The 15,161-nt window shown below is 41.3% G+C and carries 14 protein-coding genes and 1 pseudogene; 4 read left to right on the top strand and 11 right to left on the bottom strand.

The features are described from left to right. Window positions 1-4: 4 nt before the first annotated feature. The 5 genes from LK453_RS12675 to ahcY form a co-directional block, all read right to left on the bottom strand. A complete protein-coding gene (locus LK453_RS12675) occupies window positions 5-1,789 on the bottom strand; it encodes an acyl-CoA dehydrogenase C-terminal domain-containing protein (RefSeq protein ID WP_007393782.1) in 1,785 nt (594 codons plus the stop codon). 116 nt (window positions 1,790-1,905) lie between these two features. Beyond that, on the bottom strand, window positions 1,906-3,699 hold the full coding sequence (locus LK453_RS12670) for an acyl-CoA dehydrogenase C-terminal domain-containing protein (RefSeq protein ID WP_201530361.1): 1,794 nt from the start codon (window positions 3,697-3,699) through the stop codon (window positions 1,906-1,908). A gap of 495 nt (window positions 3,700-4,194) precedes the next feature. Then, the gene (locus LK453_RS12665; RefSeq protein ID WP_007393780.1) at window positions 4,195-5,112 is read right to left on the bottom strand and encodes a 16S rRNA (uracil(1498)-N(3))-methyltransferase; all 918 of its coding nucleotides are present in this window, start codon (window positions 5,110-5,112) and stop codon (window positions 4,195-4,197) included. A 4-nt stretch (window positions 5,113-5,116) separates the two neighbouring features. Next, on the bottom strand, window positions 5,117-5,980 hold the full coding sequence (gene metF, locus LK453_RS12660) for a methylenetetrahydrofolate reductase [NAD(P)H] (RefSeq protein ID WP_201530362.1): 864 nt from the start codon (window positions 5,978-5,980) through the stop codon (window positions 5,117-5,119). Between the two features lie 199 nt (window positions 5,981-6,179). Further along, window positions 6,180-7,601 (bottom strand): adenosylhomocysteinase, encoded by a 1,422-nt coding sequence (gene ahcY / locus LK453_RS12655; RefSeq protein ID WP_201530363.1) that lies wholly within the window; start codon window positions 7,599-7,601, stop codon window positions 6,180-6,182. A gap of 686 nt (window positions 7,602-8,287) precedes the next feature. On the opposite strand from ahcY, the gene LK453_RS12650 reads away from it, so the two are divergent. Next, window positions 8,288-9,202: a hypothetical protein gene (locus LK453_RS12650; protein WP_201530364.1), complete on the top strand. Its 915-nt coding sequence runs from the start codon at window positions 8,288-8,290 to the stop codon at window positions 9,200-9,202. 56 nt (window positions 9,203-9,258) lie between these two features. Here LK453_RS12650 and LK453_RS12645 read toward each other — a convergent pair whose 3' ends face one another. The 6 genes from LK453_RS12645 to pal form a co-directional block, all read right to left on the bottom strand. Then, window positions 9,259-9,501, bottom strand: a complete 243-nt coding sequence (locus LK453_RS12645; RefSeq protein ID WP_227954001.1) for a hypothetical protein — start codon at window positions 9,499-9,501, stop codon at window positions 9,259-9,261. Between the two features lie 99 nt (window positions 9,502-9,600). Further along, window positions 9,601-10,287, bottom strand: a complete 687-nt coding sequence (locus tag LK453_RS12640) for an IS4 family transposase (protein ID WP_227945164.1) — start codon at window positions 10,285-10,287, stop codon at window positions 9,601-9,603. Then, window positions 10,256-10,567 (bottom strand): transposase domain-containing protein, encoded by a 312-nt coding sequence (locus LK453_RS12635; RefSeq protein ID WP_227945163.1) that lies wholly within the window; start codon window positions 10,565-10,567, stop codon window positions 10,256-10,258. Before LK453_RS12635 ends, LK453_RS12640 begins: the two co-directional genes overlap by 32 nt. A gap of 226 nt (window positions 10,568-10,793) precedes the next feature. Then, window positions 10,794-11,591, bottom strand: a complete 798-nt coding sequence (locus tag LK453_RS12630; protein WP_201538620.1) for a 4'-phosphopantetheinyl transferase family protein — start codon at window positions 11,589-11,591, stop codon at window positions 10,794-10,796. A 63-nt stretch (window positions 11,592-11,654) separates the two neighbouring features. Further along, complete coding sequence (locus LK453_RS12625; protein WP_227945162.1) at window positions 11,655-12,974, bottom strand: IS4 family transposase; 1,320 nt, start codon at window positions 12,972-12,974, stop codon at window positions 11,655-11,657. A 165-nt stretch (window positions 12,975-13,139) separates the two neighbouring features. Continuing rightward, window positions 13,140-13,652 carry a peptidoglycan-associated lipoprotein Pal gene (gene pal, locus LK453_RS12620; RefSeq protein ID WP_201530072.1) on the bottom strand — a complete coding sequence of 171 codons (513 nt, stop codon included), beginning with the start codon at window positions 13,650-13,652 and terminating at the stop codon, window positions 13,140-13,142. Window positions 13,653-13,976: 324 nt separating this feature from the next. On the opposite strand from pal, the pseudogene LK453_RS12615 reads away from it, so the two are divergent. The 3 genes and pseudogenes from LK453_RS12615 to tnpB form a co-directional block, all read left to right on the top strand. Beyond that, window positions 13,977-14,360: pseudogene (locus LK453_RS12615) on the top strand (RNA-guided endonuclease InsQ/TnpB family protein); the annotation flags it as partial. A gap of 64 nt (window positions 14,361-14,424) precedes the next feature. Further along, complete coding sequence (gene tnpA / locus LK453_RS12610) at window positions 14,425-14,820, top strand: IS66-like element accessory protein TnpA (RefSeq protein ID WP_227945149.1); 396 nt, start codon at window positions 14,425-14,427, stop codon at window positions 14,818-14,820. Next, the gene (gene tnpB / locus LK453_RS12605; RefSeq protein ID WP_227945161.1) at window positions 14,817-15,161 is read left to right on the top strand and encodes an IS66 family insertion sequence element accessory protein TnpB; all 345 of its coding nucleotides are present in this window, start codon (window positions 14,817-14,819) and stop codon (window positions 15,159-15,161) included. Before tnpA ends, tnpB begins: the two co-directional genes overlap by 4 nt.

Below are 15,161 nucleotides of genomic sequence, written 5' to 3'. Positions count from 1 at the left end.
TTAATTAGCTAATATTTTGAGCAAAATAGTCTAAGTCAAAGTTCATAATTGGATCACTACCTGTCTTAACCATCTCAGCATGTGCTTTGATACGAGGTAAGATACGGCCTACGAAATAGGTAGCAAGTTTTAGCTTATTAGCATAGAACTCACCTTCTTTATCATGGGCTGCTTCTACCATCATAGCGAACATAAACGCGTAGCATAGATAGCCCATTGCGTGTAAATAATCTACCGCGCAGCCATTGATCTCGCTCTTACGATTGCTAATGTTAGTCAATACAGTGGTCGTTAATTCTTCAATTGTGCTTGCTGCATCTAAAGTAGCTTGTTTAATCTCATGATCCGCTTTCATGTTAGCAACAAAGTCACGGATTTCAGCTAGGAAGTTTTCAAGGTATTGACCTTGGTTACGAGCAATCTTACGACCTAGTAAGTCTAGTGCTTGAATGCCGTTAGCGCCCTCATAAATCTGAGCAATACGCGTATCACGAACGATCTGCTCCATACCCCATTCACGAATATAACCATGACCACCAAATACTTGTTGGCAATCTACCGTCGCTTCTAAGGCTTTGTCAGTTAAGAAAGCTTTAGCAATTGGCGTTAATAACGCAACACGAGCTGCAGCTGCTTTGGCGTTTTCAGGGTCAACACTGAACTTAGACTCATCTAACTGTTTTGCCACATACATTGCAAAGCAGCGTGATGCTTCAGCGTTAGCACGTGCATTTAACAGCATACGACGAACGTCTGCATGGTGAATGATTTGGTCAGCAGGTTTCTCTGGGCTTTGGATTTGAGTGTCGCTACGACCTTGTGCACGGTCTAGGGCATAAGCTGCCGCATTTTGATAAGCAAGTTCAGTACCACCTAGGCCTTGTAAGCCCATAGTCACACGCTCATAGTTCATCATAACGAACATAGACGCTAGACCGGTGTTTTCTTCACCAATCATCCAACCTTTAGCGCCATCAAAGTTCATAACACAGGTTGCTGAACCTTTGATACCCATCTTGTGTTCGATAGAACCGGCTGCTAATGAGTTACGCTCACCTAAGCTACCGTCTTCATTGACTATGAATTTAGGCACTACGAATAAAGAAATACCTTTAGAACCTTCTGGGGCATTCGGTGTTTTGGCCAATACTAAATGGATAATGTTTTCAGTAAGATCATGTTCACCACCGGTAATGAAGATTTTGGTACCAGAAATGCTGTAGCTGCCATCATCGTTAGGGTTTGCTTTGGTTTTGATGATACCTAAGTCAGTACCGGCATGTGGCTCAGTTAAGCACATGGTACCCGACCATTCACCTGAGTACATTTTCTCAAGGTAAAGCTGCTTTTGTTCTTCAGAAGCAGAAGCCAATAAACAAAGCGTCGCACCAACAGATAAGTTAGGGTATAGGGCGAAAGCTTGGTTCGTAGTGAAAACCATTTCTTCACTTAACATAGTTACCATTTTAGGGAAACCTTGCCCGCCGTACTCAGGATCACCACCTAGGCCAATCCAACCTGCTTCAGCATACTGTTTGAAAGCCTCTTTGAATCCAGCAGGTGTAGTAACAACGCCGTCACCTTGGTAAGTTGCGCCTTCTTCATCACCCGTGCGGTTAAGAGGAAGTAGTACGTTTTTAGACAGCTTAGCCATCTCTTCAAGCACCATGTTGACGGTATCCATATCAACATGAGCTAGCTTTTCGTTAGCTTGCCAAAATTTTTCAACATCAAAAACGTCATTTAGCATGAAGCGCATTTCATCTAAAGGTGGATTATAAATAGCCATAAAAGTCCTTTGATATATTTAGAATTAATTTATTAAGTTATTGTTTTAAAATGATTAGTGCTACCCATAAATAATAGCACCAATCCAAAACACTAAATAGTAGTTAATAGTAGCGTTTAGAATGCAAATTGGTCAACATCCATGCTCATGTAAGGCTCTACGCCGGTATCAATGCGAGCAACATAAGTACGTGTACGAGGTAGTAATTTGCTGAAGTAGAAATGAGCCGTTTTAATCTTCGCCTCATAGAAGCCTGTTTCAGTCGTACCGTTTGCAAGCGCTTGTTTAGAAACAGCAACCATACGTGCCCATAGGTAGGCTAAAGTTACATAACCACTGAAGTACATGTAATCTACTGCTGCTGCGCCTACTGAATCTGGGTTTTCAGTGGCTTGTTTGCCAATACGCGCAGTCAATTCAGCCCACTCAGTATTCAACTCAGCAAGAGGACGGATGAATTCACCCATTGACTCATCACTTTCCTGCTCTTTACAGAAGTCGTTAATGACTTTGGTGAAGTTGGCTAGCATTTTGCCTTGTGAGCCTAATACTTTACGGCCTAGAAGGTCTAATGATTGAATTTCAGTAGTACCTTCATATAGGCAGGCAATACGGGTATCACGTACGTTTTGTTCCATGCCCCACTCACGAATAAAGCCATGACCCCCATAAACCTGTACACCATGGTTGGCAGATTCGTAGCCGGTCTCTGTTAAGAACGCTTTAGCGATTGGGGTTAATAGTGACAACATTTGGTCAGCATATTCTTGTTCTTCACCTGTACCTTTTACCACAACATCGGCAAAGAATGATAAGTAATAGGCTAGAGCACGGCCACCTTCAGCAAATGCTTTTTCCGTTAATAGCATGTTGCGAACCGCTGGGTGAAAAATGATTGGATCCGCTACTTTATCTGGTGCTTTAGCCCCTGACATTGAGCGCATTGCTAGACGGTCTTTGGCATACTCAAGTGAGCCTTGGAAAGCAATTTCAGAGGCAGTTAAACCTTGAATAGCGGTACCGATACGGGCTACGTTCATAAAGGTGAACATACACTGTAGACCACGGTTTTCTGGGCCAATTAAGAAACCTTTAGCACCGTCAAAGTTCATCACACAAGTGGCAGACGCTTTAATACCCATTTTGTGTTCGATAGAGCCACAAGTAACTTGGTTAGGTTCTGCTAGGCTGCCATCTGCGTTAACATTTATTTTAGGTACGATAAATAGCGAAATGCCTTTAGTACCAGCTGGAGCACCTGGTAGGCGTGCTAGAACGATATGAACAATGTTGTCCGTCATATCATGTTCACCGGCCGAGATGAAGATTTTTTGACCAGTGATGCTGTAAGAACCATCATCATTAGGCTCAGCTTTAGTGCGGATAATACCTAAGTCAGAACCGGCATGCGCTTCCGTCAAGCACATAGTGCCAGACCATTCACCAGTAACCATTTTCTCTAGGTAAATTGATTTTTGTTCCTCTGTACCATGATGCTCAAGAGTTTGAATAGCACCGTGAGACAGACCAGGATACATTGAGAATGACCAGTTAGCCGAGCCCATAATTTCGTTAACTACGGTACTTAATGAGAAGGGCATGCCTTGGCCACCGAACTCTTCATCGGCTGCAAGCGCTGCAAAACCTAGTTCGCAGTATTGTTTATAAGCTTCTTTAAAGCCTTTAGGTGTGGTCACTTTACCATTATCGAAGGTACAACCTTCTTCGTCACCACTACGGTTTAGAGGGGCAATTTCATTTTCCGCAAAGCTGGCAGCAGCTTCAATGTAGCTGTCAACAATATCTCTTTCAACTTCTTCGTACTCAGGAATGCTTTTGTAGTGAGAAGTACTGTCTAAAAGCTCATGTAGAACAAATTGCATATCACGAAGGGGCGCTTTGTATTGCATGTTGTTATCCTTTAAAGAATGGTTTGAGTTGACTACTTAGGGTTTTAGACTGTACAAATTATTTTATTAGTTAGAAGGCACCAGTCAGCAAGGTGCTGTATCGATGCTTATAAATAATTTGACAGTAAATTAGATAAAGAAAATTAGATAAATTTGATAGTTATCTATTTTTATATGGCGATGAGAGGGCTTAATAACACATAAAGTCATAGTTAATAACGACTTATATTAAGTATAGATATCGCAAATAAAAATTTCTAAGTGAAAAGATAGAGGCTAAGCCGTTATTTTACAAGCACTTGCAAAGACTTACGGGTCACAAAAAATATTTTTAATTATCAAAAAATCGTTTTTTATATTTTTACTATCGTCTTCTGAAAGTCAAAAAGCCGGCACAAATTTATCTCGTGCCGGCCAATTATAATTCAATATAAGTTAGATAATAGAGAACCAAAAAACAGATTCAGTACAGAAGATTTATGGGTGAATAACGGGTTAGAAATTTTCGCTAATATACATGAGAGTGGCTAAAGCAACCACGGGTGCTGTCTCGGTACGTAATACTCGGTTGCCCAGTTGCCAAGGCAGATAGTCGCTGTCACGTGCTTGACTATATTCTGATTCTGACAATCCACCTTCTGCGCCGATTAGGATATCAAATCTAGGTTTAGATGGGGTCTGTAACGCTTGAGCAAAATGTCGCTTAATCGAGGCATTAATGTCCAATTGCTGTTTTTCTTGTTGGCTGGGCACGGCCAACACTAAGGGCAGGGTGGGCTGATTAAAATACTGTTGATAATAAGTGTCATTTGCCAAATAGCTTACGTCACTGTGCGGTTCACCGCCTTGTTGTTGTATGCACTGTTCAATAGACACCGGTGACATTACCAAAGGGGGACGATTAAGCCCACATTGTTCACAAGCAGATAGGGCCACTTGTTGCCAGTGATTGAGCTTTTTGTCGACTTGATTGGCTTTTAATCTTACCTCACCGTGCTGGCTAGTGAGTAACTGAATGGCTGTAGCGCCTAATTCGGTAGCTTTCTGAATGGCATAGTCCATTCTATCACCGCGACTCATGACGATAGCAATGGCACTGTAATAAGCTGTCGTATTATCGTCAGTATCATGAGCAACGATACGGACTTGAGCGGATTTTTTGTCAATTGACTCAAGCTCTACGATGCTCTGACCGCCTAAACCATCAAAGATTAGACTTTGTTCGCCTACTTTGGCACGTAGCACACGGCACCAATGATGATAAATATCCTCGGTTAGGGTAAGGATGCTACCTAGCGGCTGTTGGCTCAGGGTCATCAGTCCTTCATTGCCAGTGCTGTGGGTTGTATTTGAGTAATTAATAGAGTCCGAACTCAATACACTTGAGTTCGGATTAAAGAAAAAACGACGCATGCGATTAAGCCTGTGTGCTGTGAGAGGTAAGTCCTAAAGATTCAACTAGGCGCTTATTGGGTTCGACACGGTTCATGCTATAGAAATGAAGCGCTGGTACGCCTTCAGCAATTAATATTTCACATAGACGATGTACTACTTCAAAGCCAAATTCACGAATTGATTTGCTGTCATCGCCATAATCTGCCAACTGCTTACGAATATAGCGGGGGATATCAGCCCCACAACTGTCAGCGAAGCGAATCAAGTTGCTTGAATTGATAATCGGCATAATGCCCGCAATTAAGCGATGTTCAGTGGTGTCAATCCCGCGTTTCTCCAATGCATCACGTAAATATAAATAGCTTTCAGCATTATAGAAAAACTGAGTAATGGCAGAGTTGGCGCCGGCTTGAAACTTATTAATTAAGTTTTGGATATCAGCATCAAAGCTACGCGCTTGAGGGTGCATCTCAGGATAAGCCGCAACTTCAATATGGAAGTGGTCGCCAGTGTGCTCACGAATAAAACGCACTAAATCTACGGCGAAGGGTAATTCACCCATGCCCACTTGGCCGGAAGGTAGATCACCACGCAATGCCACAATGCGATTAATACCGATTGATTTGTAGTGTTCCAATAGCTCTCCGATTACTGATTTATCATCCCCAATACAAGAGATATGGGGAGCAATCGGGGTGTTGGCACGATTGTGCAACGTTTCAACAATACCTATCGTGCGTTGACGAGTCGTACCACCAGCGCCATAAGTTACCGAAAAGTAAGCAGGTGACAGCTCATTTAAGGTATCAAAGGTTTGGCATAATTTGGTCACGCCGTCATCAGTTTTGGTAGGGAAAAACTCAAATGAGAAATTGGGTTTATTCATATTCGTTCCTTGATGAAAAATATATACGGCCCTAATAAGAGGCTGAGAAATCAAATTGATTCCTCAGCCTTTAATATAATCAGCAGATACTATAATAAGTTTAACCGCTAAAGTTAAATACTAAAAAGTATTAACTTTAGTACGCTATGAACTTTAGTACTTGTTTATAACCTAGTACTTATTAATTCATATTTATTAATTAATACTTATAGTCATCAGGCTTGAATGGACCTTCAACAGGAACGCCTAGATATTCTGCTTGTTCTGGCGTTAGTTGGGTCATAACACCGCTGAAGCCGGCAACCATTGCTGCGGCTACTTCTTCATCAAGTTTCTTCGGTAGTACTTTGACATATAGACCATTAGCACGTTCATCAGAAGGTAATTCTGAGAATTTTTCTTCATGAAGGTACATTTGTGCCAACACTTGGTTAGCAAATGAACCATCCATAACGCGTGACGGATGACCTGTGGCATTGCCTAGGTTTACCAAACGGCCTTCGGCCAATAAGATTAGATAATCGCCTTCATTTTCTGAACGATATACTTGATGAACTTGTGGTTTGATTTCTACCCATTTCCAAGTATCACGCATAAACTGTGTATCGATTTCAGTATCGAAGTGACCAATGTTACAAACTACAGCACCTGACTTTAAGGCAGCAAGCATATGTTTGTCACAAACATGGTAGTTACCAGTAGTAGTAACGATTAAGTCAGTATCTTGTAATAGGCGAGTGTTGATACCTTCTGCTGAGTTAGCATTTTTGCCATCGATATAAGGAGATACTAGCTCGTAGCCATCCATACAGGCTTGCATAGCACAAATTGGATCAACTTCTGATACGCGAACAATCATACCTTCTTGACGTAAGCTTTGTGCTGAGCCTTTACCCACATCACCATAACCGATTACTAGCGCACGGCGGCCAGCAAGTAGCATGTCAGTAGCACGTTTGATGGCATCGTTTAAGCTGTGACGGCAACCATACTTGTTGTCGTTTTTAGATTTAGTAACGGCATCATTTACGTTAATAGCAGGTACTTTTAGAGTCCCTTTATTAAGCATATCGATTAAGCGATGAACACCGGTGGTAGTTTCTTCTGAAATACCATTAATGGTTTCTAACATTTGTGGGTAGTCATTATGGATAAGAGCGGTTAAATCACCGCCGTCATCTAAAATTAAGTTGGCGTCCCAAAGTTGACCATTTCCTTCGCCACCGACAAACAACTGTTGACGTAAGCACCACTCATACTCTTCTTCAGTTTCGCCTTTCCATGCAAACACTGGAACACCGCTAGCAGCAATAGCAGCAGCAGCATGATCTTGGGTAGAGAAGATATTACATGAGGTCCAGCGTACTTCAGCACCTAGAGCTACTAGGGTTTCAATCAGTACAGCGGTCTGGATAGTCATATGAATACAACCCAGAATTTTAGCACCCGCTAAAGGCTGTGTTTCGCTATAGCGTTTACGTAAGCCCATTAAGGCTGGCATTTCAGCTTCAGCTAATGAGATTTCACGGCGACCATAGTCTGCTAAGCTAATGTCAGCTACTTTATAGTCATTGAAGTTTTTCGAATTGGTTCTTGAATCGATATTAGACACTGCGTCCATCTCGAGCTCCTTGGTATTAATGAAAGATAAGGTGAAAGAAACGCAGGTGTCGTTGTTTGCCATTAGCAACAGAGGGGTATAAATTTGGTTAACATAACTCAATTCTATATTGCTTATATATCTAACACTTATTTAGCGAATACAGAACGAATTAGATAAATACCATTTTTAATATCTAAGCTATTGTAATAAAAGGCCAACCGAGCCTGACAGTAAGATTTAACTATAGACGTATTAAATGCTATAATACAGTCATCCATTAAAACTACTGGCGCAACACCTCTCGGCAGGTGCCTATTGTAATAGATGCAGCTACTGATGTCATCTGGTGTGTTCAGTTTTTCAGTTTGGACCAATACTTATATTTGTAATTAAATTATTAGGTTTTAAACCTGATGATAGGGTATAATGCAACCCAACTTACAAATTGTAAGTAAAAATTACAGAATCTCTATTAAAAGGTTACTTTTAGGGGATGACATTAATTGTAAAAAAGTGTTTAATACACATATGGATACGGGAAACCTCAATAGGGTGTCTCATGGATGAGCAATTCGAGCTACCTTTTTATAAGCTCGTGTATCGCAGAGAGATTGCGTACATGACTATGATAGATTGCTTGAATTGCTCTTTTGTTTATTAGACACTTAATCATGGTTCATTAAGTTATATATTTTGGAGATGTTATGAAACTTTTTAAATTAACCGCAGTTGCTACTGCAGTATTAGGTTCATCAGTAGCTGCTATGGCTGCTAACCAAGCTGTTGTATATGAAACACAACCAGCAGTAGTAGTAACAGACGTTCAACCAGCTAACCAAGTAGTTGTTGTTGATGCTCAACCAGTTGCTTACCAATATGACCAAAATGCTGGCGTTATCGCTAACACTACTGGTGCTGTTGTTGGTACTACTAGAACTATCTTTGACACAGTTGTTCACCCAGCTGCAGTAAGTGCTGAGATTGGTACTTTAGGTTATGGTGCTAACATTGCTTGGGGCTTAAACGATACTACTGAACTAACTGCTGGTTGGAACGGTTTCAGCGACGACGGTACTAAAGATTTAGATGCTAGCGATTCTTGGATCAACTGGGGTAAAGCACTAGGTGATGGTTACGGTAACTTCCAAGGCGACATGAAATATGACGCTGACTTCAGCAACCCATACCTTGGTGTTAACTTACGTCCATGGGCAACTAACTTCACTGTTGGTACTGGTATTATCGTTCCAGATAACGAGCTTAAAGCTCGTCTAACTACCGATAATGCAAATGGTGCTGACATTAAGATTAATGGCACTAAATATACTGTAGCTAATGCACAAGCAGGTGGTTATGTTGATGCTAAAGTAGAAAACAGAAACACACTAGCTCCTTACTTAACTATCGGTTATCATCCAAATATTGATCAGAAATGGGGTCTATTTGGTGAAATCGGTGCAGCCTATATGGGCAAAATGGATGCCAACATTGATGCGAAAAATGTAACTGTAAATGGCGTTGATGCTACTGAGAAATTCAAAGAAGAAGCTCGTAAAGACATCGAAGATAATGATGTTTGGTACCCAATCGTTAAAGCTGGTTTAACTTACCGCTTCTAATTATTTTATTGGTTAAGCCAAGATTGTAAAAAAGCACTCCTTCGGGGTAATGCCAGTCAGTTAAGGCTGACTGGTATTTTTTTTGGATATTTCGGTGGTTTCCCCTTAACCACCCTTGGGCAAGATCGCTTTCTGCGTTCAGGAATAACAAACAACTTTCCTTCCTCTAATAGTGCATCTAACAACTTAGGAAAGAGTCCTGCAGCCTGTAAAGGAGCAAACCGTAACAGATCAACAATCGTAATAGACGGCATATGAAAGCTAATTCGTAGAGGGCTAACGTTAGCTCTAATTGCCATATATCGCATCAAACGTCTTATTAGATTATAAGCAATCATAAGCCCCCAGAACTCTTGTAACACAAGCTGTGGCAGCTTACTTCTTAGCAACAGCCCCTGCTATAAATCAGACTTAATCTCTCGAGACGCCATCTCAATCTCCCAGCGCTGCAAGTAAAACTGTGCCACTTTATCCTTAGTAAAGCGTTTATCATCTATTAAAGAGGTGATGTATCGTCTTGTCTTACCCTCATAACGACACTCAATTAATCGAGCTTGCCAAGTATCGGGTAGGTTTGGATTTTTCTTTTGAGCCTGAAAAGAGACGGGCATTTGTATTAAGTAGTCCCCTTCGCTGAAGGTTTCAATCACAGTGTAACGCAGATTATCTTTAGCCCGCATGAGCCAGTGACTGTTTGGATAGGCTTGTTGCCAACTAATCAGTAGGTCTGCTGAGAAATAGGCTCTATCAAAGAGCGTAATGCTATTGTCTTGAATATTTAGCTGACGGGCTAAGGTGATCTGACCCATATCTCCAAGGGTTGTGTGAATGATCTCATGCGTGTCAGTATTGATCAGACATACCGAACGCATTTGGGGATAGGGCGCCTCTTTAGTTCTGCCTTTGCTTGAGCTAAAGTGCTGAAGGTTCTCATCAGTGTATGGGAGTGAGTATACGACACCGTCTACAGCTTGGACGCTAAGTCCCATGAAGTCTTGCTGCTGGGCTCGTGATTCTGTTTGGTAGTGAGCATGAAATAGCTGCTTTAGAGGCTCATGCCCGAGGCGTTGTCTTGCTTTTACCACAGCGCTGGCTGGGTACGCAGGCCTGTGAGTCTATATTAAGCCGCATCTGCTCTGTGATATACCAAATTGAACGGTTTCGATATAAAGCTGTGCCGATGACTATCCAAACAACGTGTTCGGCAGGTAGCTTACGTCTTCTAATGCTCGCTTTGCCGGTATACTCTAAAGCTTGCTGTATCCACTCAGGGTCTATTAATTCACTAAATTGTTCTAGGGTGTCTGGGATCCTTTTATGCGTCTCATTAATAGCGTCTTGTAGTCTTATAGTAAAATAGCCCATCTACTTATTAGATGGGCTATTTTATTACTTTTATTGAGTTTTTGCCTTAACTGACTGGCATTACTCCTTCGGGGGTGCTTTTTTGTGCTAGAAATTTTTTGTTATCTTTGACCTATGGCTTACTCAGCTATTTATCTATTTTAATTAAGAATAATTTGATTTTACTAAGAAATAGTAACTAATAAAGATAGGATTACACTTAATTCATTTTGTAGTAAAGATTGCTTTACCACATAGCAATTAAATTATATTTAGGTAGATAAACATAAATGGTATTCTTTGAAGGTTTGCTTATAGTTTGAGAGGAAACAGTCCTAATGGTATTAAAAGAGCTGCGCTTTTTATTTTGATATGAAGGCAATAGGTCCTTTGCAGCAAGCAGCATATTTTTTTTAAGCCCAGACAATAATTTGGCTTCATTTGCCATGGTTTTCTTTATTAAAGTTTCTTTTAACATCCATAATACGCTTATGGCCTCTGATCGCTGATCGGGGCTTAGCTGCTGTAACCATTGAATTTCTTTACTACTGTAAAAACGTTGTGCTACCTGTAGTGATATAGTATTTATTTCGGTATCAATGCCAATAGGGCAGTATTTATTAATAGCGCAAGTGACTTGATTACTTGAATGACTAAAGCAAACGTAATAATTAAAAGGCAGTAAGCGATAAGGGAAATTGGTATCAATAAGGGCTAGATGTTGTTGACTTAATAAATCATAAGGTTCAGTAGCTTTATTGTTTTCACTATAGATTTCTCTATAATCATCAACATACTGGAAGCCAGCTGCTTCAAACCGTTTAAATGCCAATTGGTAAAGTAGCTTTCTTACGGCATATTTCTGAAGTTGGTTACTAACCGGTATAGTGCTTAAAGGTTTAGCCAGATCTCTACCATCATTGTCTCCATACTCTAAGGTGGCGACAGCGATCCAAGTAGTAATGAGCGGTGAAGATAGGGGTAAATCATTACCTTTATCATCAAAGCTGAAATAGTGTACGTCTTTTAATATTATATTACTCATAGTGATATCCACAATAATACTAACTCTTAAATGCAAAAGACCCAGCCTAAGCTGTAATGCCAGTCAGTTAAGGCTGACTGGTATTTTTTTTGGATATTTCTGTGGTTTGCCCTTAACCACCCTCGGGCAAGATCGCTTTCTGCGTTCAGGAATAACAAACAATTTTCCTTCCTCTAAAAGTGCATCTAACAACTTAGGGAAGAGTCCTGCAGCCTGTAAAGGTGCAAACCGTAACAGATCGACAATCGTAATAGACGCCATATGAAAGCTGATTCGTAGAGGGCTAACCTTAGCTCTAAGAGCCATATATCGCATCAAACGTCTTATCAGATTATAAGCAATCATAAGCCCCCAGAACTCTTGTAACACAAGCTGTGGCAGCTTACTTCTTAACAACAGCCCCTGCTGTAAATCAGACTTAATTTCCCTAAAAGCCATCTCGATCTCCCAGCGCTGCAAGTAAAACTGTGCCACTTTATCCTTAGTAAATCGTTTATCATCTATTAAAGAGGTGATGTATCGTCTTGTCTTACCCTCATAACGACACTCAATTAATCGAGCTTGCCAAGTAGCAGGTAGGTTTTGATTTTTCTTTTGAGCTTGGGGAGAGACGGGCATTTGTATTAAGTAGTCCCCTTCACTAAAGGTTTCAATCACAGTGTAACGCAGATTATCTTTAGCCCGCATGAGCCAGTGGCTGTTTGGATGGGCTTGTTGCCAACTAATCAGTAGGTCTGCTGAGAAATAGGCTCTATCAAAGAGCGTAATGCTGTTGTCTTGAACATTTAGCTGACGGGCTAAGGTGATCTCTCCTTGACCCATATCTGCAAGGGTTGTGTCAATGATCTCATGCGTGTCAGTATTGATCAGACATACCGAACGCATTTGGGGATAGGGCGCCTCTTTAGTTCTGCCTTTGCTTGAGCTAAAGTGCTGAAGGTTCTCATCAGTGTATGGGAGTGAGTATACGACGCCGTCTACAGCTTGGACGCTAAGTCCCATGAAGTCTTGCTGCTGGGCTCGTGATTCTGTTTGGTAGTGAGTACTTAGTTGATGAAATAGCTGCTTTAGAGGCTCATGCCCGAGGCGTTGTCTTGCTTGTACCCCAGCGCTGGGCACACAGGCCTGGGAGTCTATATTAAGCCGCATTTGCTCTGTGATATACCAGATGGAACGGTTTCGATATAAAGCTGTGCCGATGACTATCCAAACAACGTGTTCGGCAGGTAGCTTACGTCTTCTAATGCTCGCTTTGCCCGTATATTCTAAAGCCTGCTGTATCCACTCAGGGTCTATTAATTCACTAAATTGTTCTAGGGTGTCTGGGATCCTTTTATGCGTCTCATTAATAGCGTCTTGTAGTCTTATAGTAAAATAGCCCATCTACTTATTAGATGGGCTATTTTATTACTTTTAGGGAGTTTTTGCCTTAACTGACTGGCATTACAGCCTAAGCTAGGTCTTTAAACGGTCATTTCAAATTTACTTTATTAATTTATGTGTTTAAATTCGGTTTATCTTAACAAGGTATTTCTTAACATAAATAGATTAATAAGATAATTCTGCACGACGGTTTTGAGTGTGAGAGGCTTCATCAGTACCAGCGGCAACCGGACGGTCTTCACCATAGCTGATAGTTTCAACTCGAGCATCAGTCACACCTTGGCTAGCCAAATAGTTTCTAACTGCTTGTGCACGGCGCTCACCTAATGCATGGTTGTATTCACGGCTACCGCGTTCATCAGTATGACCAGCTACTAATACTCTAGCATCTGGGTGGCTGGCTAAAAAAGCCACTTGATCATTCAAAATGCTAGCTGCTTCAGCTTCAATCTCACTGCTATCAAATGGGAAGCGAACAATGCTACGCACATTTTGAGCAGCGGCTTGTACTTCTGCTGAATTATTCACCAAAGGACCTGTTTGGTAAGCTGCATTACCAGGTACAGCCATAGGAGCTACCACAAACTCAGAGTTTTTAGGCTTAGTGGCACAACCCACTGTACTTAAAAGCGCTGCAGAAACTAGGGTAATTGCCGAAATTTTTAATGATGAATACATATTAGATCCTCAGATTTCTAAAAAGTGTTGCGAGCTTATGCGGTTACTTATGTTGTTGTATATCGCTCGATAACCAACACTACATTAATGGCTAGATACTTTGATGGTAAATATACCACATTTAAAAGCAGATGTTACTTTATGTAAGTAGTCTTACTGTAAATTCATATCGAGATAATGACAAAATTTGAAAAATTAAACAAGCATTTTATCACCATTCGCCGTAAACCACCCACTTCAGGGGGTGGTTTTACGGCGACACACACTGTCGTCAGAAGTCGTTAAAGGGTTGTAAGTTAAAATTAACCTGGCCATACTAAGCATATGAAAACACTCAAACTACGCATCAAAGACAAACATGCAAACCAGCTAAACAAACTAGCTGGGAGTGTTAACTATGCGTGGAACTATGTTAATGCATTAAGCTTTGAGCATTTAAGACGCACAGGTAAGTACTTTTCAGCCTATGATTTAAGCCAATACACCAAAGGTAGCGGTGAGTATTTAGGTCTACACAGCCAAACCTTACAAGCCATTAACGAGACTCATGCTAAATCTCGCAAGCAGTTTAAAAAAGCGAAACTTAACTGGCGTACTAATAGACCTGATGCCAAGCGTAAATCATTGGGATGGATCCCCTTTAAGAAATCTGCTATCAAGTATTTGCAAACAAGGCAGACAGGTAAGAAGGGTAAGCATCCGACCATCCCATCTTTTTTTCTATTAAAAAATGCGAGATAGTGTCCATGAACAAATAATCGTGGACACTAACATGACAACACAACCCCCTAATAAACCCAAACGAAGAACTTACAGCGCTGAGTTTAAAGCGCTTTTAGTAAAAGAAGCGACAGACTCAGGTCGATCAATTGCCAGCATTGCCCGAGAGCATGGCATTAACCAAAACCTTCTACATAACTGGAAACGCCAGTATCAGCGGGCACATGCTCAAGCTGACACATTACCTGGTGCTATAAACAGGTCTCATGATCCAAACCCGCACTTTATCCCAATCCATCTTGAGCCTGAAGGTGCGCATCTACGCTCAGCATCCGTCATAAAGAACATCAAACTGCAAATCACAGCTCGAGCATCTGGGACGATAAACCTCAACATTAGCCAAATAGACACTCAAAGCTTGATTGACCTACTACGAGGGCTGCAATGATACCCATCACTCACATCTGGCTATCCACCACGCCTATGGACATGCGATGTGGTAGTGGCAAACTAATGGCCTACATCCTCACCGAGCACCAAAGCATTCGCCCTCACTGTGCCTACCTGTTTTACAACAAAGCAGGCACACGCCTAAAAGTATTCATTCATGATGGGCTTGGCGTATGGCTTTGTAGCCGTCAGCTCGATGACAATAAATTTCATGGCTTAACCAAGCCGCTCACCACCACTCAGACTGGTATCAGCATCAACCGTGAACAATTTAACGCCTTAATCAGTGGACTGCCTTGGCGTAACATGGGCAAAGATAAATTAACCCCCATCCTATAA

This window comes from Psychrobacter sanguinis, from assembly GCF_020736705.1.
Classification (GTDB): domain Bacteria; phylum Pseudomonadota; class Gammaproteobacteria; order Pseudomonadales; family Moraxellaceae; genus Psychrobacter; species Psychrobacter sanguinis.
The sequence above is the reverse complement of the archived record's forward strand: the minus strand, read 5'-3'. Positions and strand labels throughout refer to the sequence as shown.